Raw genomic sequence first — 20154 nt, forward strand, 5'->3', positions numbered from 1 at the left:
TTCGCTTCGGACCCGCGTGCCACCTTGTTTGCGATCTTTTAAGGCGCTTCGTTCCCGGTTTCGGTTTCGGCGGCCGACACATGGCATGCGCAGCGCGTGCACAATTCGGCCCATTCCTGAAAATCCTGCACAATGCGTTCCATGGAATAGCGCTGCCAGTCCGATACGATCTTGAGCGCGTCTGACGGGTTTGATGCCCCGTTTGTAATGTTATCGACCGCTTTCAATGCGGTGTTTGTCGCTGTGTGCCGCCGCTCGAACCAGCGTTCGGCAAAGCTCTCGGCCTCTTCAAGCATTTTGGCCTGTGCCTGCCAGTACTGTTTGCCCCATGGGCGCAGCGCGGGACTGAGCATAACCGCCGCTTGCGTTTGCTTCATTACATCAGCAAGTGCGGAATCAACTGACCTGACCATGTCGGGCCTCCGTTCCTGGGTACATCTTAAGGAATCTCTGAAGAACTCCCCCATTTTGGCGTGATTTGGTATGGTTTCTGCGGATGAGAGAGGAGCCCGCCGATGCCCAAACAGCCTGCCATTCCCGGCCTTGGTGATGCGGTGAAGAAGAAGGTGACGCGCCGCGAGAAGTTCCTGTCGGAGATGGATGCGGTGGTGCCTTGGGGTCGTCTGTTGGCGCTGATCGAGCCGCACTATCCGAAGGTTGGGTCAAAGGGTGGTCGGCCACCGATGCCACTGGAGACGATGCTGCGAGTGTATTTCCTTCAGAGCTGGTACGCGCTGAGCGATCCGATGGCCGAAGAGAGCCTGTATGACAGCGAGGCCATGCGCCGGTTTGCCGGTATCGAGCTTGGCGATGACCGCATCCCCGACGAAACAACGATCCTGAACTTCCGGCACCTGCTGGAGAAGCATCAGCTGACCGAGAAGCTGTTTGCCGAGGTGAATGCCTATCTTGCCGACAAGGGCGTCACGCTGCGCTCTGGCACGTTGGTGGATGCGACGATCATCGATGCGCCGTCCTCGACCAAGAATGAAGCCAAGGCCCGCGATCCCGAGATGTCATCCACCAAGAAGGGTAATGACTGGTACTTCGGCATGAAGGCCCATGTTGGCGTCGATGCAGACAGCGGCATCGTCCACAGCCTGGAGACCACCACTGCCAAGACCCACGATAGCCAGGTCTGGGACGAACTGCTGCACGGCAACGAAACATCCGTCTGGGCGGACAAGGGCTACGTGCATTCCGAACGAGAGGCGGCCTTCACCAAGGATGCAGGCCGGTTCTGGGGCGTGATGCGCAAGGCACCCAAAGGTGGCGAACTGGATCCGCTCGACGTGCAGATCAACCGGATCATCGCAAAGGTCCGGGCCAAGGTTGAGCACCCGTTCCGGATCCTGAAGCGCCAGTTCGGCCACGTGAAGACGCGCTACCGTGGGCTGGCCAAGAACCGGGCGCATCTGTTCACGCTCTTCGCCCTCGGCAACCTGTTCATGACCCGGAGAAAGCTGGCAGCATGAGGCAGAGTCTGCCCAAAAACGCCGAAACCGCCACTCAGGCGGCCGAAACAGCGGGAAAATCGCTGGAAATGGGACGTCTGACGCCCCAAACTACCTTCAAGCCGGCACGGCGGCGAAGCCGAAGGCGTTGATCAGACGTTCCTTAACTGCCCGTATGGTGAAATTCCGATCGCTGCATCGCATTAACATCGATCAATCCTGATTGCGGTGGCAACGTGTGGTTGCCCGCCTGCGCATGCAGGATCAAAAAGACACCGACGCCGGTGTGTCAGATTTGGTCGCAAAACTGGTCACTGATCTGGCTTTGATAGGATAAGAAGGCATTCAAAACGTCAGCAGCAACGCGCTTTTGCCCCTGTGGGAGTAAGACGCAATGAAAGTTTCGAGTGAATGAAAAGACTTAGCCTAGATGCGACTGATATTCGCATACTCAGCGCGGTTCAGCGAAACGGACAGTTGAGCAAGACCAAGCTGGCTGAGATTTGCAACATTTCTCCCACCCCGTGCTGGGCCCGTTTGGACAGGCTGAAGGCTGCAGGCTATATCAAAGGATACAATGCGGAAATCGCGCTGGACCGAATTTCCGATTTTACGCAGGTGATCGTGACTGTTTCGCTGACTCATCACCGCAAGGCCGATTTTGACCGGTTCGAGGCTTTCATCAAAAATCTGGATGAGGTTACGGACTGCGTCGCCACTGGCGGAGGCATGGACTATGTCATGGAAGTCGTCTGCCCAAGTCTGTCATCCTTCCAGACTTTGATGGAGTCGTTTCTCGCAGCAGATCTGGGTATCGACCGGTATATGACTTACATCGCGACTCGTCGGGTGAAATCGACCCAACCGAACCTTGCGAAACTTGCCGCCACGAACGAGAAATAGCGCCGTCGGTCCGAACGGACCGTCTGGTGGCTGAAAAACAGTCTGTTTGGTCCGATATCTCGAGTTTATTGGCCTGCTTTTACACCCCCACCTGCACTAAATGACCTTCAGGTCTACGTAGATTTTGACCGACAGAAGCGCTGGCAAAACGGGAGGACGTTACAATGCAAGCAGATGATTTTGGTTTTGGTACTCAGATCCGCAAATCCCCTTACTTTGACGCAACGGTCCGCTGGGGCGCGCAAGGGTTTTCGGTCTACAACCACATGTATATCCCGCGCGATTTCGGCGATCCGGAGATGAATTTCTGGACTCTCGTGAACGATGCGATCCTGTGTGATGTAGCCGTCGAGCGTCAGGTAGAAATTACCGGGCCGGATGCGGCGAAATTTACCCAGATGCTGACATGTCGCGATCTGTCCAAGATGTCTGTAGGGCAATGCAAATACATCCTGATCACGAATGCGGATGGCGGAATTCTGAACGATCCGATCTTGCTGCGTCTGGCTGAAAACCATTTTTGGATTTCGCTTGCGGACAGCGATATCTTGTTGTGGGCGCAAGGCGTGGCTGTGAATTCTGGTCTTGATGTCACGATCCGAGAGCCCGACGTGTCTCCGCTGCAATTGCAGGGCCCAAAATCAGGTGAGATCATGCAGGCGCTGTTCGGCAGTGATATCGCTGATTTGCGCTATTACTGGCTGCGCGAGGTCGAGCTTGACGGCATTCCTCTGATCGTCTCGCGTACCGGATGGTCAAGCGAACTGGGCTATGAGATTTACCTTCGCGACGGTTCCAAAGGCGATCTTTTGTGGGAAACCATTATGGCGGCGGGCATGCCCTTTGGGTTGAAACCCGGCCATACGTCTTCGATCCGCCGGATCGAAGGCGGCATGTTATCCTACCACGCGGATGCAGACATGAACACGAACCCCTATGAACTGGGTCTGGATCGGCTTGTGAATCTGGACATGGAAGCAGAATTCATAGGCAAATCGGCGCTGCGGCGTATCAAGGAACAAGGTGTCAGCCGCAATCAGGTCGGTCTGATTATTGACGGTGAGCCGCTCAAGGGTCCGAACACGACGTTCTGGGCGATAAATCTTGGTGGTGATGCAATCGGCAAGGTTACATCGGCTGTCTATTCCCCAAGGCTGGAGCGGAACATCGCTTTGGCAATAGTATCGGCAGAGCACGCCAATATCGGGATGAACGTCGAGGTTGTGACCAATTCCGGACCTGTCCGCGCAACCATTGTCGAACGTCCTTTTTACGACCCCAAGAAACAGATCGCGGCCGCTTAGCGCGCTGTTGCAAAACGCCTCTGGCTAGATTGCGGCGTTCAGGGACGAGTTCGCGAGGGCGGCGATAAACACGGAAAAAAGCTCTCCTTGCGAGCTGATACGCAGCTTGGCATAGATGTTCCTTCTGTGGATTCTGACGGTCCCCGAGGAAATGCCAAGCAACTTTCCAAGGGCGTCTGCCGAGTGTCCTCGAAGAGTAAGCTCAACGACCTCGCGTTCGCGCGGGGTCAGCACACCCTCGCCGATTTCACGAAATGCCCGTTCGATGTTCATGTCTGCAAGCGGGACGGGTTCCAGCATTTCGGTCGCTGTGTCGCGCCAATGCCTGCGGCAGGCGGCGTCCACCACAGGCCAGACAGAGTTCAGGGTCTTAATTTCGGTTTTGCTGAACTTGCGGTCTTTGCGCATCAATGACAGGACGGTTGTCAGGTTTTCATGAACATTGACGAGAAAGCCGATTTCTTCGGCAAGGCCAGTCCGCGCATAATAGCTGCGAAAATATTCACCCTGATAGAATCTGTCCGGGGCAATTTCGCTAAGACGCCAAAGGCCGGGTTCAACATCTCCGGTCGCCGCCAGATAAAACGGATCAAGCAGATATGGTCCCTCCTGGTAATCATCTACATGCATCACGCGGCGTTTCGGTGAAAAATCATCAAAAAGAGCCAGAGGCCGAGCATTGCCGACGTAGCCAAAGATCACGGTAAAGTCGAATTCAACAATGCTGTTCAGTGCCTGAGACAGGACAGCCGGCAGCGCATCGCTTTCCAGGTTGTCGATAATGCGTGCGGCTTGTGTATTCCATTTGGTCAAAATGCCGGACCCTCGCTCCTATTTCGCGATATGTATAACAAAAAGAATATTTACATAAAGAGTATATTTTCTTCAGATTAGGTCATGAGTGAGATATGTTATAAATGACAAAAGCTGCTGAAATCATCCAAACCGATGGATACGCCGGAAAATCGCCCGAACCGCTTTCCGGTCCGGTGGCCGAACTTCGAAACGTGTCAAAAAGCTATGGCGATGTTCAAGCTGTCCGCCAGTTCGACCTTAGCATTTCACCGGGCGAATTCCTTTCCTTTCTGGGGCCGTCCGGATGTGGCAAAACCACGGCTCTGCGTATGCTTGCCGGGTTCGAATCCCCGACTGCCGGGACCGTTTTGATAGATGGGAAAGATGTGTCAGGGCTGGCGGCCTATCAACGCCCGGTCAACATGGTCTTTCAAAGCTATGCGTTGTTTCCGCACCTCACGGTTGGCCAGAACATTGCTTATGGCCTGAAACAACAGCGGCCCAGACTGGCGTCCGCCTTAATACAGGAAAAAGTGAAGCGCGCGCTGGATACTGTACGCCTGTCGGATTTCAAAGACCGGCGTATCTGGGAAATGTCCGGTGGGCAGCAACAGCGCGTCGCCCTCGCGCGTGCGATCGTCAACGAGCCGCAGCTGCTATTGCTTGATGAACCTCTTGCCGCGCTGGACCGGAAACTTCGGAAAGAGATGCAGATCGAGCTTCAGGATTTGCAACGCCAGTTGGATATCACTTTCGTCCTTGTCACCCATGATCAGGAAGAGGCGCTGTCGCTTAGTGACCGCATTTGTGTGATGCGCGCGGGAGAGATCGTGCAGATCGGGACGCCCCGCGAGTTGTATGATCGCCCCCAAAGCAGATATGTGGCTGATTTCGTCGGAACATCGAACTTCTTCGACGGCAAGATTGCGTCGGTCACAGGCCAAACAGTGAAAGTATCCCTGGCTGACGGGCGCAGCTATGATGCGGTCAGCACAGGGGCTTTCGCCAAAGGCGAAGCGGCCTGTGTCAGCATCCGCCCCGAACAGATCCTGATGAGCAATGTCGAAGCGCCCGGAACGCTTCAAGTTACGATCCAGAACCGGATTTTTCTGGGTGAACATACAGAATACCTTGTCCGGCACGCCAAGCTTGGCAGCATCGCCGTTATGGCACCGCGCCAATCCCACAGCAGTTTGGACACGTTACAGAAAGGCGATACCGCATGGGTCCACTGGTCCCCCGATGCCGCTTTGATCCTGAAGAATGACTAAGACCAAGAATCCAATCAACAAGGAGAACTGAACAATGTCAGAAGATACCTCAATCTCGAAAAAGAAGTTCATGGAAGAACTGCGCCGCTACCAGAAAGGCTCGGTCACGCGGCGGCATTTCCTTGGCGTTACAGGTCTGGGCGCTGCGTCTGCCGTGATCGGAACGGCCCTGCCGGGCCTTCGGGCAAACCCGGCCTATGCGGCTGGCGATATTGGCGATCGTGTCGTCTTGGCCACTTGGCCAAACTACCACGATCAGGCGAATTTCGACATGTTCACCGAACAGACCGGTGCGTTCATGCAAGTGAACGTCTTTGGTTCGAATGAAGAAATGCTTGCGAAGCTTCAGGCTGGCGGCAGCGGTTGGGATGTATTTGTTCCAACGAATTACACGATCACGACCTATGTCGAAGAAGAATTGATCGAACCTCTCGATGTGTCCAAGTTGCCCAATTACGATGCCAGCGCATTTGATCCCCGTTTTTCCGATGCGGGTACCGTAGACGGTGTTCTTTATGCTGTTCCAAAGAACTGGGGCACAACCGGATTTGCGCTGAATACCAGCCACACCGGTGGCAATGGTATGGACAGCTGGAAGGACTTTTTTGACCGGACCATGGATGATTTCTCGGGCCGGACAATGGTGCATGACTATCAGCTGACCACGATCGGGGCCGCCCTGAATTACCATGGCTATTCGTTCAACTCGGTTGATGAAAGCGAACTGGCAGACGCGGAAAAACTGCTGATAGCAGTCAAACCGCATCTTTTTGCAATATCTTCCGATTATCAGCCTGCAATGCGTTCAGGCGATGCCTGGATGACGATTTGCTGGACAGGTGATGGTAAGCAACTGAATACCGACATCACCGAAATCCAGTATATCCTAGGCAAAGAGGGCGGCGAATTGTGGAGCGATTATTACGCAATTCCCAAAGGCGCGCCCCATACGGAGGCTGCCTATGCGCTGATCAACTTCATGCTGGATCCCGAAGTCAACGCGCGTGAAGTGCTGGCACACGGGTATCCGGTCGCGGACAGTCGCACCAATGAACTGTTGCCCGAGGAGATTCTGAACGATCCGATCCTCTATCCGGCAGCAGAGTTGTTGAATGCTCTTGAATTTGGTGCCGCTGCCACCCTGACCGATCCCAATCGTGCCGAACTGATGGCGCGGTTCAAATCGGCCTGATCCAGAACAAGAAAGCGGCAGCTTATGACCCAGCGCGCAAGAAATTGGTTGTTGGTCGCCCCGGCGGGCGCCTGGCTGCTGGTAATGCTGGTGCTGCCGCTTTCTGTCGTATTTGTTTTCAGCTTCGGTGAACGAGCGCCTTCGGGCGGATATGTACCGGCGTTTACCTTTGAACAATATGCCAACCTGCCAGCGCGGTTCACGGCGTTCAAAAACACGCTGATGCTGGCGCCACTGGGCACACTGGCGGCGCTGCTGATCGCGTATCCCTTGGCCTATCAACTTGCCGTGCGTACCAGCGATAAATGGAAAACACTGCTGCTGGTACTGGTTATCGTCCCGTTCTGGACGTCAATCCTGATTCGCAGCTACGCGTGGATTTTTATCCTTGGCGGGCGTGGTATTCCTGCGCTGCTGGATATCGTCGGTCTGGAAGGCATCCGCCTTATCAATACGCCATTCGCGGTTTTGGTGGGGATCATCTATGGCTACCTGCCGCTGATGGTCTTTCCAATCTACGTCAGCCTTGACAGGTTGGACAAACGCCTGCTCGAGGCATCCTCGGATCTTGGCGCACCTCCGCTTACGACATTCCTTTCGGTCACACTTCCAATGTCCCTGTCGGGTATCGCCACTGGGTGCATGCTCGTGTTCATCCTGCTGATGGGAGAGTTTCTGATCCCGGCACTGCTGGGGGGCGGCAAGGTGTTTTTCGTCGGCAACGCGCTGGTTGACCTGTTCCTGCAATCGCGCAACTGGGCTTATGGATCTGCGGTCGCCGTGATGCTGATCGTGATCATGCTAGTGACTGTCACCCTATATATGCGTCTGATTTCGCGGCTGAATGTTCAGCGCGACGATGCTCCGCTGATGTGAGGCGACATGCGCATATACGCTATCTGTGTTTACATCTTTCTTTATACGCCCATCGCAATCATCGCGTTGTTCAGTTTCAGCGCGGGGCGCAGTGCCAGCCAGCTAGAGGGCCTGTCTGTCCAGTGGTACGGACGTGCGTTGAACAATCCTTTTGTCATGGATGCACTTGGAAACAGCCTGTTCGTCGCCTTCGTCTCGGCCACGCTGGCCAGCATACTGGGTACATTAGCTGCGGTGGGATTGCAGGGTATTCGCGGCCCTGCACGGGCCTTATTTGATGCGCTTATCTATATAGCTGTGATGATCCCGGGTATTGTGATCGGTATCGCGACCCTGATTGCTTTGGTGACTGTCTTTGGTGTCGTGAACCCGTGGCTGGCTGCGGTGTGGCCCACCACTGCATCGGCGCCAACGCTTTCGATGGGTATGGGCTCTTTGATCGCGGCGCACACGATGTTTACCCTGGCGCTTGTGGTGATCATTGTGCGTGCCCGACTGGCCGGCTTGGAAGGGGCGCTGAACGAGGCGTCGGCGGATCTTTACGCGACGCCCTTTGGAACGTTCCGCCAGATTACACTGCCGCTGATTGCGCCGGCCATCCTTGCTGGTTTTCTGCTCAGTTTCACCTTCAGTTTTGACGATTTCATCATTGCCTTTTTCGTAGCCGGATCGGAAACGACACTGCCGATCTATATCTTTTCGTCCATTCGGCGCGGTATCACCCCGGAAGTGAATGCCATCGGGACCATGGTAATGCTTGCCTCGCTGATCATGCTTGTGATCGCGCAGCTTATTCTGCGGCGCGGGGCAAAAAGATGACCTTTTCTGTTTCGAAAGGAATTCGGTTTGCTGCTTGAGAACAAGGTTGCTTTTGTCACCGGTGCTGGATCCGGCATTGGTGCGGCCGGGGCGCAGGCGATGGCCCGCGAAGGAGCATATGTATTTGTAACGGACTGCAACGCATCCTCTGCGCAGTCATTGGTGAAAACCATAATCGCGGCCGGATATGCCGCCGAAGCGATCCATCTGGATGTGACCGACGATCAGGCCCTGATCGCGTCCATCGAAAAGGCCGCCCGATCCAAAGGCCGTCTGGATATTTTGCATTCCCATGCCGGCCTTCAGGTTGAAGGCAAACTTGAGCAAGTGGCGGTTGCCGACATGGATGCATCTTGGGCGCTGAATGTGCGGGCGCATTTTGTCGCGGCGCAAGCCGCTATTGCCCCCATGCGCGCGCAGGGAGGCGGAAGCATTATCATCACTTCGTCAAATTCCGGAGTTCAGTACGACCGTGAAATGATCGCCTATGCCACCACCAAACATGCGGTGTTGGCGATGACACGCCAGATGGCGGCCGATTACGCCAAGGAAAACATTCGTTTCAATTCGCTGTGCCCCGGATTTGTCGATACGCCGTTCAATCGCGGGTTTGAAATCCAGATGGGCGGGCGCGACAAGCTGGAAGATTATGTACACGCAACCATACCGATGGGCCGTTTTGGCACCGTGGAAGAGATCGCAGCCGGTATCGTTTTTCTGGCGTCGGACAATTCCTCGTTCATGACGGGGCACGCATTGGTCATTGACGGCGGCGAAAGTATTTGAACGGGCACTGACCTGACCAAAGACGGCATATTTTACTTGTCCGTCTCAGCGTATCTGTTAATAGGTATTTTAAATACCCATTGAGGCCAGAGGATATCTGATGCGTCTGACAACATTTACCGACTACGGTTTGCGCATGCTGATGCGAATGGCCAGTGCACCGGAGCGCGCGTTTTCCACCGCCGAGCTGGCAGAGGAATTCGGGCTGTCACGCAACCATCTGAGCAAGATCATGCAGCGTCTGGCCCGTGCGGAAATCGTCAGGACAAGACGCGGCGGCGGTGGCGGGGCCGTGCTGGCGCAACCGGCGGATCAATTGCGCTTGGGCACCATTGTTGCAGTGCTGGAAAAAGACCAGCCGATCGTCGAATGTTTCGGGTCCGCGCACAGTGATTGCACGATCAGCAGGCGATGCCGATTGAAGGTGCGTCTGCGTGCAGCCGAGCAGGCGTTTCTTGCCGATCTCGATCGTTCCACACTTGCCGATATTGCACTTGCCGACAGTTTAACGCCGGCCTGATCCCTGACAAAATCGGAAGGATAAACCATGTCTGAATGGCTCCCGACTTTGATCACCGAAACCCCGCAAGCAGGTTATGAACTGGCGATCAAGCTTTCGCGTGTTGCGGTCAAGCTGACGCAGCCGGACGCGGAAACGCGTGAGCGCCTGCGGCCTGAATATGCCGAAGATTCGGATGCCCTGATCGCGGCAAGCCACGTTGTCGCCACCCATTTCGCAACCGTGGCGGCAGCCAACAACTACTGGAAAGATACGCCGTGACAAATGTTGATGTTGGCAGTGACGGGTTCATTGTGGATGCGGGTCTGGTGGCCAAAGCGTTCGCTCTTACCGAAGCTGATGTTCAGAAACTGATGAAATCCGGTGGTATGACGTCGCGGTGCGCAAAGGGCGTTGATGAAGACGAAGGGCGCTGGAGATTGACGTTCTTTCATCAAGACCGGGCGTTGCGGCTTACCCTTGATGGAAGCGGGCAAATACTCAGTCAGTCGACGTTCAATGCGCCGCGTCGCAATGCAGGGACGAAATAGACTATGGATTTGCAGCGGGATCAGATTGCTGCCTTTGCGTGTCCCCAAGACCGCCAAGCCGGACGTTCCGAATGCCAGCCGGAATTGATCCGTCAGGGCGGTCTTGTTCGGCGACTGGCGTGGCAGGTTTTGGGTGGCGCAGCACTTGGGCTTGCTGTTCTGGGCGTGGTTCTTCCGGTGTTGCCTACAACGCCATTTGCAATTCTTGCCGCATTTGCGTTTTCGCGAAGCGTGCCCTCCCTGCAAATGCGGCTGGAAAACAGTCGCGCCTTTGGGCCTGCCATTGCTGACTGGAAAGCGCGAGGCGCCATTGCGCCGCGCTATAAACGCATCGCCATGGCCATGATGTGTTTCGCCTTTGGCTTGTCCGTCGCGATGTCTGTCCCTATCAGCATTCTTGCCGTGCAGGCGGTTTGCCTGATCGCAGCGGCGATATTTATTCTAAGCCGCCCCAGCTAGGCTGTCGGCAAATTGGGCCTGTGCAAGGTTTCCTACAACCGCACGGCATGGGGCAAGCCAGCAAACCAATCGGCTTCGACCTGACAAAAATCAAGGCTCACCTAGATTCGTGGCTGTAGGTTGAGGGCATCTTCTGATCGATCAAGGCTCTCTCCCGCTCATGTCCCTGAAATCTGGCTTCCAGTACGCATTGCACCGGCGCGCCCGGTTCGGCAGCCGTTATGGGGCTGCTGCCGGGATATTCCTGTTGCTGGTGCAACTGTTTTCACCGCTGGTCGCGCAAGCGTCGAACGGTGGCGTCTGGATGACGATTTGCAGCGAGTTTGGCGCAGTCGAGGTGCTGGTCGAAACCGATGCCAGCCAAGACAGAAACGTGCCGGATTGCCCGGTTTGCGCCTTGTGCGCGTTGAGTCAGGCTGTTGCGCCAGAGCAGAAAAGCGAATTTGGCCCGTTTGGTGCGATGGCATTGCAGCTGACGCCCAAAACGCCCGACCCCGTTGTAAGAAACACTGCGCAATTCTGGCCCGATAGCCGCGGGCCCCCTATGGGCAAAGCAGATGCAGCATATCAACCAAGTTGCGCGCCCATGGTGTCGTCAACCCAAGAAGTGGGAGCGGCAACATGACAGCCATGCGTGCCACAAGAGGCTGGTTTACAGCCTTGATAATCATCATCTCGGCATTTTTTGCCGCGACCCTGCCAGCCCAAGCGGAAACGCTGGCCAGCTTCCTTCCAAAACTTGATCCGACCCAGATGCATCCGGAGGCCGACGCCTTTGGCCCGGTGCGTGATGATATCGCCGTGGCACCGGTCCTCAAGGGTGGCGAAACTGTCGCCTGGGCCTTTTTGACATCCGATTTTGTCGGCACGACAGGGTATTCGGGCAAGCCGATCCATGTGGTTGCGGCAATTGATGCAGACGCGGTTCTGACGGGCGTAGAACTGGTCAAGCACTCTGAACCTATCGTGCTGATTGGTATTCCCAATTCGAAGATAACGGCGCTGACCGAAGGTTACAAAGGTCTTGATCTCAAGGCCGAAGCCGCATCGGGTGGTGATGCGCATGATCTGGATATCATCTCTGGTGCGACAGTGACGATCATGATCATAGACGACAGTCTTGTGCGCGCCGGGATCAAGGTTGCGCGGGCGCTGGCGCTGGGCGGGCTTGCACCGCATCAGGCCGAAGGACCACGGCGCGAACTGGATATGGCGCAGGACGAGATTTACGACTGGACCACCTTGTCCGGCGACGGATCGGTGCGCCGCCTGACGCTGGACGTTGGGCAGGTGAATGCCGCGTTTGAGGCAACAGGCGATGCCCGTGCCATCAAACGCCCGGAACCGGGCGATGCAGAAGAAACCTTTATCGACATGCATCTGGCGCTTGTTTCGGTACCGTCCATTGGCCGGTCGCTGCTGGGAGAGGCCGAATACAAAAACCTGAAAAACTGGCTAGAAGACGGCGAACACGCCATTCTGGTGCTTGGTCGCGGCTCTTATTCGTTCAAAGGCTCTGGGTATGTCCGGGGCGGCATTTTCGACCGGATTCAGATGATCCAGGGCGACAATTCGGTTCGTTTCTTTGACAAACAACAAAGACGTCTGGGCAGTCTGGCGGCGCCGGATGCACCCAGTTTTACAGAACTTGATATCTTCAAAATCCCTGCCGACGCGGAATTCGATCCGACCGAACCGTTTCGCCTGCAACTTTTGGTGCAGCGTGCCATCGGTGCGGTTGAAAAGACGTTTCTGACATTTGATCTGGGCTATACCCTGCCCAAGAGATATCTGTTGCCGCTGCCCGCGACCGCCGCACCGCTGGTCGAAGATGCCAGCGCCGAAGCAGCGGCCAAGGCGGCGCTGTGGCAACGCATCTGGCGCGACCGGATTGTCGAAATCGTGATCCTTGGCGTGATGCTATTAACGCTGACGGGAATCTTTTTCTTCCAATTTCAGGCGACCGCCAACCCGCGGGTGTTCTATTGGGTGCGGATCGGATTTCTGACGATGAGCCTGTTTTTCATCGGGTGGTATGCCAATGCGCAATTGTCGGTCGTCAACCTGATGGCGCTGGCCGGATCTCTGCGCAGCGGTTTCACATGGGATGCCTTCCTGCTTGATCCGCTGGTTTTCATCCAGTGGTTCGCCATCGCCGCGGCCCTGCTGTTCTGGGGTCGCGGAGCCTATTGTGGCTGGTTGTGCCCGTTTGGTGCGCTGCAGGAACTGACCAACCAGATCGCGCGCGCGCTGAAACTGCCCCAATGGGAAGTGCCATGGGGTCTGCACGAGCGTCTGTGGCCAATCAAGTACATGATATTCCTGGGCCTCTTTGGTGTGTCGCTGGCATCGATCCCGCTGGCAGAACAGCTGGCCGAAGTGGAGCCCTTCAAAACGGCGATCATCCTGAAATTCGTGCGCGACTGGCCGTTTGTCGTGTTCGCCGTCAGCCTTCTGGTCATCGGCCTGTTCGTGGAACGGTTTTACTGCCGCTACCTTTGCCCGCTGGGCGGTGCGCTTGCGATCCCCGCACGGATGCGGATGTTTGATTGGCTGCGCCGCTACAAGGAATGCGGCAGCCCGTGCCAGACCTGTGCCAACGAATGCCCGGTTCAGGCAATCCACCCCACCGGCGAAATTAACCCCAACGAATGCGTCAACTGTCTGCACTGCCAGGTGCTTTACCAGTCTGATGCCAAATGCCCGGTCGTGATCCGGCAACTGAAACGACGCGCCGCTGTCGGAAAGGTCAGCGACGATATTCTGAAAAAAGGCCCGCCCCAAAAGCCGGCTGAAACCTAAACTTCAAAGGAGGACTACATAATGTCAAAATCTTTCAAGGAACTCGCCCTGACACGGCGCGCCATGCTGGGCGCGACCGCAACGGGCGCAATGCTGGCCGGAACCGGCATCGGCGGCAGTCTGATGAACAGTGCGGGCACCGCGGCGCAGGCATCGGGCAAGATCAACCTCGAACCCGGCGAGCTGGACGAGTATTACGGCTTCTGGTCATCCGGCCAGACCGGCGAACTGCGCATTCTGGGCTTTCCGTCCATGCGCGAACTGATGCGGGTGCCGGTGTTCAACCGCTGCTCGGCCACCGGTTGGGGCCAGACCAACGAAAGCCTGAAGGTGCTGACCGAGGGCCTGCTGCCCGAAACCAAGGAATTCCTCGCTGCGAATGGCAAGGTTACCTATGACAACGGTGACTTGCACCATCCGCACATGTCTTTCACCGATGGTACCTATGACGGGCGCTATCTGTTCATGAACGACAAGGCCAACACGCGCGTTGCCCGAGTGCGCTGTGACGTGATGAAATGCGACAAGATCATCGAAATTCCGAACGCGCATGACATCCACGGCATGCGCCCGCAGAAATATCCGCGCACCGGTTATGTTTTTGCCAATGGCGAACACGAAGCGCCGCTGGTCAACGACGGCAAGGTGTTGGACGATCCGTCGCAATACGTGAACATCTTCACCGCCATCGACGGTGACGAAATGACCATTTCGTGGCAGGTGATCGTGTCGGGGAACCTTGACAACACAGATTGCGACTATCAGGGCAAATACGCCTTTTCGACCAGCTACAACTCGGAAATGGGTATGAATCTGGCCGAAATGACATCTAACGAGATGGATCATGTGGTCGTGTTCAACATCAAGGCAATCGAGGAAGGCGTGGCCAATGGCGACGTGCAGGTTCTGAACGGCGTGCCTGTGATTGACGGGCGCAAGGGCCAGAACAAGAACTACACACGCTACATCCCGATCCCGAACAGTCCACACGGCTGTAACACCGCGCCTGACGGCAAGCACGTCATGATCAACGGCAAGCTGTCACCGACAGTTTCGGTGATCGACGTGACCAAGGTTGATGCCCTGTTCGAAAGCGATGCCGACCCCAGATCGTGCATCGTCGCAGAGCCACAGCTGGGTCTTGGGCCGCTTCACACCGCGTTCGATGGCAAGGGCAACGCCTTTACCACGCTGTTTCTGGACAGCCAGATCGTCAAGTGGAACATCGACAAGGCGTTGCGCGCCTATGCTGGCGAAGATGTCGATCCGATCGAACAGAAGGTCGATGTGCATTACCAGCCCGGTCACAATTCTACCTCGATGGGCGAAACCAAAGAGGCCGATGGCAAGTGGCTGATTTCGATGAACAAGTTCTCGAAAGACAGGTTCCTGAACACCGGGCCGCTGAAACCCGAAAATGAACAGGTGATCGACCTGTCCGAAAGCGAGTTGCGGGTTGTCCATGACGGGCCAACCTTTGCGGAACCACATGACAGTATCATCGTGCGGGCGGATATCGTGAACCCGGTTGATGTATGGGATCGTGCCGATCCGATGTGGGAAGACGCCCGCAAGCAGGCCGAAGCCGATGGCGTCGATCTGGATTGGGGACATGAAGAGATCATCCGCGACGGGAACAAGGTCCGGGTCTATATGTCCTCGGTCGCACCGGAATTCTCAATGGAGAAATTCACCGTGCAGGAAGGCGATGAAGTCACAATCTATGTCACCAACATGGACGATGTTGACGATGTCACCCACGGGTTCTGTCTGGCCAACTTTGGCGTCGCAATGGAAGTCGGGCCGCAGGCGACAGCATCGGTGACCTTCACCGCAGCAAGACCGGGTGTGCACTGGTACTATTGCCAGTGGTTCTGCCACGCGCTGCACATGGAAATGCGCGGCCGCATGTTCGTCGAACCGCGGGCAAGCTGAATCATGCGCTGGCCCCTGACCTTTGCACTGGTTCTGACTGCTTTGCCGCTTTGGGCGGCCGAGTGGGATGTACCGGCGCGCACGGGGGCCATCGCTGAAACTCTGACCCGGGCCGCACCGGGCGACACTTTGCTCTTGCGGCCCGGCACCTATTTCGAAACCGTTGTGCTGGACAAACCCGTTACGCTTGACGGGCAGGGCCACGCCACGCTGGACGGCGGCGGACACGGCAGCGTTGTCACCGTGACGGTGCCTGATGTGGTGGTACAGGATCTGACCATCGTGGGGTCCGGATCTGATCACGAAACCATCGATTCCGGTGTGCAGCTTACAGCTGGTGCAACCGGCGCCATTGTCCGCAACAACGTTTTGCTGGGCAATCTTTACGGCGTCGACATCCATGGCGCGCGCGATGCCCGGGTCGCCGATAACCGCATAGAAGGCCGACAGGATCGTCGCATGAACGACCGTGGCAACGGCATCTATGTCTGGAACGCACCGGGCGCAGTGGTTGAAGGCAACGACGTGCGCTGGGGTCGGGATGGTATTTTTGTCAACTCATCCAAGCGCAACATTTTCACCGGCAACCGCTTTCGCGATCTGCGTTTTGCCGTGCATTACATGTATGCGAACCAATCCGAAGTGTCCGGAAACGTGTCGATCGGCAACGATCTGGGCTATGCGGTGATGTTTTCCAAGCGGGTCAAGGTGACCAACAACCTGTCACTGAACGACCGCGAACATGGCATCATGATGAATTACACCAACAATTCGGAAATCACCGGTAACGTCGTTCGAAACGGAAAAAACCGCTGTGCGTTTCTGTACAATTCCAACAAGAACACCTTTTCCGGCAACTGGTTTGAACGCTGTGATATCGGCATTCATTTCACCGCCGGATCTGCTGACAACGAAATCACCGGCAACGCGTTTGTCGGCAACAGGACGCAGGTGAAATATGTCAGCACCAAATGGGACGAATGGTCAAAAGACGGGGAGGGCAATTTCTGGAGCGATTTTGCCGCCTATGATCTGGATGGTGACGGTGTCGCTGATACCGCCTATCGTCCGAATGACAGTATGGATCACGTTTTGTGGACGCAGCCCGCTGCCAAGTTGTTGCTTGGCTCGCCCGCAGTCCAGTTGGTCAGATGGTCACAGGCCGCGTTTCCGGCCCTGCTGCCCGGCGGGGTGATCGACAGTTTCCCAAAAATGAACGCTGACATGCCGGCGGTAAATGAACAGGTGCCCAATGAAGGATGAAACGCTGATAATCCGGTCAGTCTGTAAAACGCGCGGAAAGATGCAGGTGCTGAACGAAATCGATCTGCGTGTTGGCGCGGGTGAACGTGTGGCTTTGCTGGGGCACAACGGCGCTGGAAAATCAACACTGATCAAGCTGATCCTTGGCCTGACATCCCTGGACAGCGGCGAAATTTCGATCAACGGGGCCCGCCCCGGAAGCTGCGCGGGACGCGCCGCCGTCGCCTTTCTGCCCGAGTCTGTGAATTTCCATCCGACGCTGACAGGCCGAGAGCAACTGACGTTGTTTGCGCGCCTGACAGGCGGGCCCAAGCCCGATATCGAAGCGCTGTTGCAGCGGGTCGGGCTGGCCGGTGCCACCGACAACCGCATCGGGACCTATTCCAAGGGCATGCGGCAGCGTCTGGGTCTGGCCCAGGTTCTGCTTGGCACACCCAAGGTTGCATTGCTGGACGAACCGACCAGCGGGCTTGATCCGATTTCGCGTCAGGATCTTTATGCCATTATCGATGAACTGGCGGCGCAAGGCACTGCTGTCCTGATCGCCAGCCACGCCCTGACCGAGGTCGAGGCCCAGACGGACCGCATCGCGATTCTGCGTCAGGGCGTCAAGGTTGCGGATGACACGCTGGCCAACCTGTCGCGTGTGGCAGGCCTGCCAACGCGGCTGCGCATTCTGGTACGGGACGGGCAGGCGGACCAGATCGCACATGCGACTGGGGGCACGCGGATCAACGGCGCATCGGTCGAGCTTTACTGTCAGGCGGACCGCAAGATGGAAGAACTGCGCCGGATCGCGGCGATGGGCGACACGGTGGCCGATATCGAAATGATCCCGCCGCGCCTTGAAGACTTGTACCGGCACTATGCAAAAGGGGAAAACACATGATCCCAAGGGTTTTTGCCATTGCCAGCGCCGAAATGCTGATCTTGCGGCGGAATTGGTGGCTGGTGCTGGCCACCGCGATTATGGTTCTTTTCGCGTTGGCGCTGACCTTTGCCGGGTCCGCGCCGACGGGTACGCTTGGCGTCGATATGCTGACGGTATCTGTATCGTCGATGACCACGCTGGCCGTATACCTTGCGCCGCTTCTGGCACTGATGATCGCATTTGACACGATCGCCGGAGAGCGGGACCGCGGCACACTGGGTTTGCTGCTGGCCTATCCGGCCGGGCGGGGCGAGATTTTGATCGGCAAGTTTCTGGCGCATCTGGCTGCCCTCGGGATTGCGACCTGCATTGGCTTGGGCAGCGCGGGTGTTGTTGCCGCACTGGCGGGCGGAGCCGGAAGCGAAAGTGTGCTGGCCCTGTTCCGTCTGATCGTGACGGCCACGCTGTTGGGGGCGGTGTTTGTCCTGCTTGGATACGCGCTGTCGTCACTGGCGAAATCGCCCGCTGCCGCTGCCGGTCTGGCTGCCGGGCTTTGGCTGGTGTTTGTGGTTTTGTTTGATCTGGGCCTGTTGGGCGCGGTGGTTCTGGATGACGGTGGCGTCTTTACCCAGAAGATTTTTCCATGGGTTATGGTCGCAAATCCGGCTGATGCCTTCCGGGTCTGGAATGTAGCTGCCTCGGACGGTGTGGCGCTTGCAAGTGGTATGGCCGGAGCGGCGCAGATGCTACCGGTCTGGGCCGCCCCCCTGTCACTGTTAAGCTGGCCGCTTTTGGGGTTCGGATTGGCCTGCGCTGCCTTCAGACGGGTCGAGCCATGAAACACCTGATCCTGATCCCGATACTCGCATTTGCCGCCTGCAAGGAAGAGACAATCGCCATTCCCGATCCGGTTCCACTGACCCAGGAAGCGCTGAGTTATTTCTGCCAGATGAACATTTCCGAACATGGCGGGCCAAAAGGACAGATCCATCTGGCCGGAATGGAGCAGCCGATTTTCTTTGCTCAGGTGCGCGATCTAATTGCCTATGTGAAAAGCCCGGAAAGGGACGCCCCTATCAAGGTGGTTTATGTCAGCGATATGGGCGTGGCGCCATCCTGGGACCAGCCCGGTATCGGCAACTGGATCGTGGCTGACACCGCGGTTTTTGTGGTCGGAGCGGGGGTTGCAGGTGGGATGGGCGCGCCCGAAATCGTGCCGTTCGCCGATGCGACTGCGGCCGAGGCGTTCATTGCCACCTACGGAGGCGAGGCGGTGACTTTCGGATCAATACCAGACGACGCGGCCCTTGGGCCGGTCGACCTTGAACAGCCACTGGAGACACCCGCATGACCCAGACACTGTCCCGCCGCCGGTTTCTGACCATTTCTGCGGCCTGCACATTGTGTGCCACACAAGCTCAGGCCACAGAAGTTGTTCGCTGGCAGGGCCGCGCTCTTGGCGCTGGCGCCTCGATGCAGTTAAGCGGGCTGTCCCAGCATCAGGCGCACCCGGTGATCCGCGCGGTCGAGCAGGAATTGAACCGGCTGGAAAACATCTTCAGCCTGTATCGTGACGGATCCGAAATCGTCAGGCTCAACACCAGCGGGCAACTTGCCGCGCCCTCGGCCGATTTATTGCATGTGCTCAGCCTGTCCGGGTCGATGAATGCGGCAACCTTGGGTGCATTTGATCCCACCGTTCAGCCGGTCTGGCGTGCATTGGCCAAGGGCGATGATCCCGCATCGGCACGATCTGCGGTTGGATGGCAGCATGTTGAATTCGATGCCGGCATGGTGCGCTTCACGCGTGCGGACATGGCGCTGACCCTGAACGGGATTGCCCAAGGCTATATCACTGACCGGATTGCGGCATTGCTGCGTGATCGCGGGCTGGACAATGTGCTGATCGACATGGGTGAAATCGCCGCGATAGGCCCAAGACCCGATGGCCGTGACTGGCGGGCGGGGGTCAGCCAGCCTGACGGCAGGATTGTGCACCATGTGGCGCTGCGCGATCGCGCAATTGCAACTTCGGCGCCTGATGGAACGATTTTCCCAACGGCGGATAACGCAGGTCACATTATTGATCCGACAGCAATATTGAACGGTACGCAACACAAGCTTGTTTCGGTCAGCGCCCCTTCTGCCGCTGTGGCAGACGGGCTGTCGACAGCCTGTTGCCTGCTGGTTGCAGATGCCGCGCGCGCTGCGGTAGCGGCCTTTGGCGGCGCTGAAATCGAAGTCATGCTATAACAGACAAACGGTTTGCCGGAACATGTCGGGAAGTCGTGTCGCTTTTCCCCGCACCAATTGGCATGGAACCCAAGGGACAGATTGCGCGTTGTAACAGGGATGTGCCGGACAAAAGCAAAGC

At 56.8% G+C, this 20154-nt stretch carries 22 protein-coding genes; 20 read left to right on the plus strand and 2 right to left on the minus strand.

The window, feature by feature from the left end; genetic code table 11:
• Positions 1–38: 38 nt before the first annotated feature.
• Complete coding sequence (locus C1J05_RS02880; RefSeq protein ID WP_114868947.1) at positions 39–413, minus strand: hypothetical protein; 375 nt, start codon at positions 411–413, stop codon at positions 39–41.
• Between the two features lie 102 nt (positions 414–515).
• On the opposite strand from C1J05_RS02880, the gene C1J05_RS02885 reads away from it, so the two are divergent.
• The 3 genes from C1J05_RS02885 (at position 516) to C1J05_RS02895 (ending at position 3661) form a co-directional block, all read left to right on the plus strand.
• Positions 516–1475, plus strand: coding sequence for an IS5 family transposase (locus C1J05_RS02885; RefSeq protein WP_114868636.1), 960 nt, complete (start codon positions 516–518; stop codon positions 1473–1475).
• A 390-nt stretch (positions 1476–1865) separates the two neighbouring features.
• A complete protein-coding gene (locus tag C1J05_RS02890) occupies positions 1866–2357 on the plus strand; it encodes an Lrp/AsnC family transcriptional regulator (protein ID WP_114868948.1) in 492 nt (163 codons plus the stop codon).
• A 164-nt stretch (positions 2358–2521) separates the two neighbouring features.
• The gene (locus C1J05_RS02895) at positions 2522–3661 is read left to right on the plus strand and encodes a glycine cleavage T C-terminal barrel domain-containing protein (RefSeq protein WP_114868949.1); all 1140 of its coding nucleotides are present in this window, start codon (positions 2522–2524) and stop codon (positions 3659–3661) included.
• Positions 3662–3685: 24 nt separating this feature from the next.
• Here the strand turns inward: C1J05_RS02895 and C1J05_RS02900 are convergent, their stop codons facing one another.
• On the minus strand, positions 3686–4474 hold the full coding sequence (locus C1J05_RS02900) for a helix-turn-helix transcriptional regulator (RefSeq protein ID WP_254684687.1): 789 nt from the start codon (positions 4472–4474) through the stop codon (positions 3686–3688).
• A 104-nt stretch (positions 4475–4578) separates the two neighbouring features.
• On the opposite strand from C1J05_RS02900, the gene C1J05_RS02905 reads away from it, so the two are divergent.
• From C1J05_RS02905 to C1J05_RS02985, 17 genes are all read left to right on the plus strand, one after another.
• Positions 4579–5727 (plus strand): ABC transporter ATP-binding protein, encoded by a 1149-nt coding sequence (locus tag C1J05_RS02905; RefSeq protein ID WP_114868951.1) that lies wholly within the window; start codon positions 4579–4581, stop codon positions 5725–5727.
• Positions 5728–5761: 34 nt separating this feature from the next.
• Positions 5762–6919 carry an ABC transporter substrate-binding protein gene (locus C1J05_RS02910; protein WP_114868952.1) on the plus strand — a complete coding sequence of 386 codons (1158 nt, stop codon included), beginning with the start codon at positions 5762–5764 and terminating at the stop codon, positions 6917–6919.
• Positions 6920–6943: 24 nt separating this feature from the next.
• Entirely contained in the window at positions 6944–7795 is an 852-nt protein-coding gene (locus C1J05_RS02915; RefSeq protein ID WP_114868953.1) for an ABC transporter permease, read from the plus strand.
• A 6-nt stretch (positions 7796–7801) separates the two neighbouring features.
• Positions 7802–8614, plus strand: coding sequence for an ABC transporter permease (locus C1J05_RS02920; RefSeq protein ID WP_114868954.1), 813 nt, complete (start codon positions 7802–7804; stop codon positions 8612–8614).
• A 27-nt stretch (positions 8615–8641) separates the two neighbouring features.
• The gene (locus C1J05_RS02925; protein WP_114868955.1) at positions 8642–9400 is read left to right on the plus strand and encodes an SDR family NAD(P)-dependent oxidoreductase; all 759 of its coding nucleotides are present in this window, start codon (positions 8642–8644) and stop codon (positions 9398–9400) included.
• Positions 9401–9500: 100 nt separating this feature from the next.
• Entirely contained in the window at positions 9501–9920 is a 420-nt protein-coding gene (locus C1J05_RS02930) for an Rrf2 family transcriptional regulator (RefSeq protein ID WP_114868956.1), read from the plus strand.
• 27 nt (positions 9921–9947) lie between these two features.
• Complete coding sequence (locus C1J05_RS02935; protein ID WP_114868957.1) at positions 9948–10181, plus strand: hexameric tyrosine-coordinated heme protein; 234 nt, start codon at positions 9948–9950, stop codon at positions 10179–10181.
• Positions 10178–10450: a DUF6522 family protein gene (locus C1J05_RS02940; protein WP_114868958.1), complete on the plus strand. Its 273-nt coding sequence runs from the start codon at positions 10178–10180 to the stop codon at positions 10448–10450. The genes C1J05_RS02935 and C1J05_RS02940 overlap by 4 nt, the downstream gene beginning before the upstream one ends.
• A gap of 3 nt (positions 10451–10453) precedes the next feature.
• Positions 10454–10909, plus strand: a complete 456-nt coding sequence (locus C1J05_RS02945; RefSeq protein WP_114868959.1) for a YbaN family protein — start codon at positions 10454–10456, stop codon at positions 10907–10909.
• Between the two features lie 160 nt (positions 10910–11069).
• Positions 11070–11534, plus strand: a complete 465-nt coding sequence (locus C1J05_RS02950) for a DUF2946 family protein (protein WP_114868960.1) — start codon at positions 11070–11072, stop codon at positions 11532–11534.
• On the plus strand, positions 11531–13711 hold the full coding sequence (locus C1J05_RS02955; protein ID WP_114868961.1) for a NosR/NirI family protein: 2181 nt from the start codon (positions 11531–11533) through the stop codon (positions 13709–13711). Before C1J05_RS02950 ends, C1J05_RS02955 begins: the two co-directional genes overlap by 4 nt.
• 21 nt (positions 13712–13732) lie before the next feature.
• Positions 13733–15646, plus strand: coding sequence for a TAT-dependent nitrous-oxide reductase (nosZ, locus tag C1J05_RS02960; RefSeq protein ID WP_114868962.1), 1914 nt, complete (start codon positions 13733–13735; stop codon positions 15644–15646).
• Between the two features lie 3 nt (positions 15647–15649).
• Positions 15650–16909: a nitrous oxide reductase family maturation protein NosD gene (locus tag C1J05_RS02965; protein WP_114868963.1), complete on the plus strand. Its 1260-nt coding sequence runs from the start codon at positions 15650–15652 to the stop codon at positions 16907–16909.
• The gene (locus C1J05_RS02970; protein ID WP_114868964.1) at positions 16899–17798 is read left to right on the plus strand and encodes an ABC transporter ATP-binding protein; all 900 of its coding nucleotides are present in this window, start codon (positions 16899–16901) and stop codon (positions 17796–17798) included. Before C1J05_RS02965 ends, C1J05_RS02970 begins: the two co-directional genes overlap by 11 nt.
• Positions 17795–18619 carry an ABC transporter permease gene (locus C1J05_RS02975; RefSeq protein WP_441351681.1) on the plus strand — a complete coding sequence of 275 codons (825 nt, stop codon included), beginning with the start codon at positions 17795–17797 and terminating at the stop codon, positions 18617–18619. The genes C1J05_RS02970 and C1J05_RS02975 overlap by 4 nt, the downstream gene beginning before the upstream one ends.
• Positions 18616–19131 carry a nitrous oxide reductase accessory protein NosL gene (locus C1J05_RS02980; protein WP_114868965.1) on the plus strand — a complete coding sequence of 172 codons (516 nt, stop codon included), beginning with the start codon at positions 18616–18618 and terminating at the stop codon, positions 19129–19131. Before C1J05_RS02975 ends, C1J05_RS02980 begins: the two co-directional genes overlap by 4 nt.
• Positions 19128–20033 carry an FAD:protein FMN transferase gene (locus C1J05_RS02985; RefSeq protein WP_114868966.1) on the plus strand — a complete coding sequence of 302 codons (906 nt, stop codon included), beginning with the start codon at positions 19128–19130 and terminating at the stop codon, positions 20031–20033. Before C1J05_RS02980 ends, C1J05_RS02985 begins: the two co-directional genes overlap by 4 nt.
• Positions 20034–20154: the final 121 nt, after the last annotated feature.

It is taken from the genome of Sulfitobacter sp. JL08, assembly GCF_003352045.1.
Taxonomy (GTDB): domain Bacteria; phylum Pseudomonadota; class Alphaproteobacteria; order Rhodobacterales; family Rhodobacteraceae; genus JL08.

What these genes read in the sequence shown, in the direction of transcription:
- C1J05_RS02880 (WP_114868947.1), bottom strand. Translation starts at nt 413, where the DNA reads ATGGTCAGGTCAGTTGATTCCGCACTTGCTGATGTAATGAAGCAAACG.
- C1J05_RS02885 (WP_114868636.1), top strand. Translation starts at nt 516, where the DNA reads ATGCCCAAACAGCCTGCCATTCCCGGCCTTGGTGATGCGGTGAAGAAG.
- C1J05_RS02890 (WP_114868948.1), top strand. Translation starts at nt 1,866, where the DNA reads ATGAAAAGACTTAGCCTAGATGCGACTGATATTCGCATACTCAGCGCG.
- C1J05_RS02895 (WP_114868949.1), top strand. Translation starts at nt 2,522, where the DNA reads ATGCAAGCAGATGATTTTGGTTTTGGTACTCAGATCCGCAAATCCCCT.
- C1J05_RS02905 (WP_114868951.1), top strand. Translation starts at nt 4,579, where the DNA reads ATGACAAAAGCTGCTGAAATCATCCAAACCGATGGATACGCCGGAAAA.
- C1J05_RS02910 (WP_114868952.1), top strand. Translation starts at nt 5,762, where the DNA reads ATGTCAGAAGATACCTCAATCTCGAAAAAGAAGTTCATGGAAGAACTG.
- C1J05_RS02915 (WP_114868953.1), top strand. Translation starts at nt 6,944, where the DNA reads ATGACCCAGCGCGCAAGAAATTGGTTGTTGGTCGCCCCGGCGGGCGCC.
- C1J05_RS02920 (WP_114868954.1), top strand. Translation starts at nt 7,802, where the DNA reads ATGCGCATATACGCTATCTGTGTTTACATCTTTCTTTATACGCCCATC.
- C1J05_RS02930 (WP_114868956.1), top strand. Translation starts at nt 9,501, where the DNA reads ATGCGTCTGACAACATTTACCGACTACGGTTTGCGCATGCTGATGCGA.
- C1J05_RS02935 (WP_114868957.1), top strand. Translation starts at nt 9,948, where the DNA reads ATGTCTGAATGGCTCCCGACTTTGATCACCGAAACCCCGCAAGCAGGT.
- C1J05_RS02945 (WP_114868959.1), top strand. Translation starts at nt 10,454, where the DNA reads ATGGATTTGCAGCGGGATCAGATTGCTGCCTTTGCGTGTCCCCAAGAC.
- C1J05_RS02950 (WP_114868960.1), top strand. Translation starts at nt 11,070, where the DNA reads ATGTCCCTGAAATCTGGCTTCCAGTACGCATTGCACCGGCGCGCCCGG.
- C1J05_RS02955 (WP_114868961.1), top strand. Translation starts at nt 11,531, where the DNA reads ATGACAGCCATGCGTGCCACAAGAGGCTGGTTTACAGCCTTGATAATC.
- nosZ (WP_114868962.1), top strand. Translation starts at nt 13,733, where the DNA reads ATGTCAAAATCTTTCAAGGAACTCGCCCTGACACGGCGCGCCATGCTG.
- C1J05_RS02965 (WP_114868963.1), top strand. Translation starts at nt 15,650, where the DNA reads ATGCGCTGGCCCCTGACCTTTGCACTGGTTCTGACTGCTTTGCCGCTT.
- C1J05_RS02970 (WP_114868964.1), top strand. Translation starts at nt 16,899, where the DNA reads ATGAAGGATGAAACGCTGATAATCCGGTCAGTCTGTAAAACGCGCGGA.
- C1J05_RS02975 (WP_441351681.1), top strand. Translation starts at nt 17,795, where the DNA reads ATGATCCCAAGGGTTTTTGCCATTGCCAGCGCCGAAATGCTGATCTTG.
- C1J05_RS02980 (WP_114868965.1), top strand. Translation starts at nt 18,616, where the DNA reads ATGAAACACCTGATCCTGATCCCGATACTCGCATTTGCCGCCTGCAAG.
- C1J05_RS02985 (WP_114868966.1), top strand. Translation starts at nt 19,128, where the DNA reads ATGACCCAGACACTGTCCCGCCGCCGGTTTCTGACCATTTCTGCGGCC.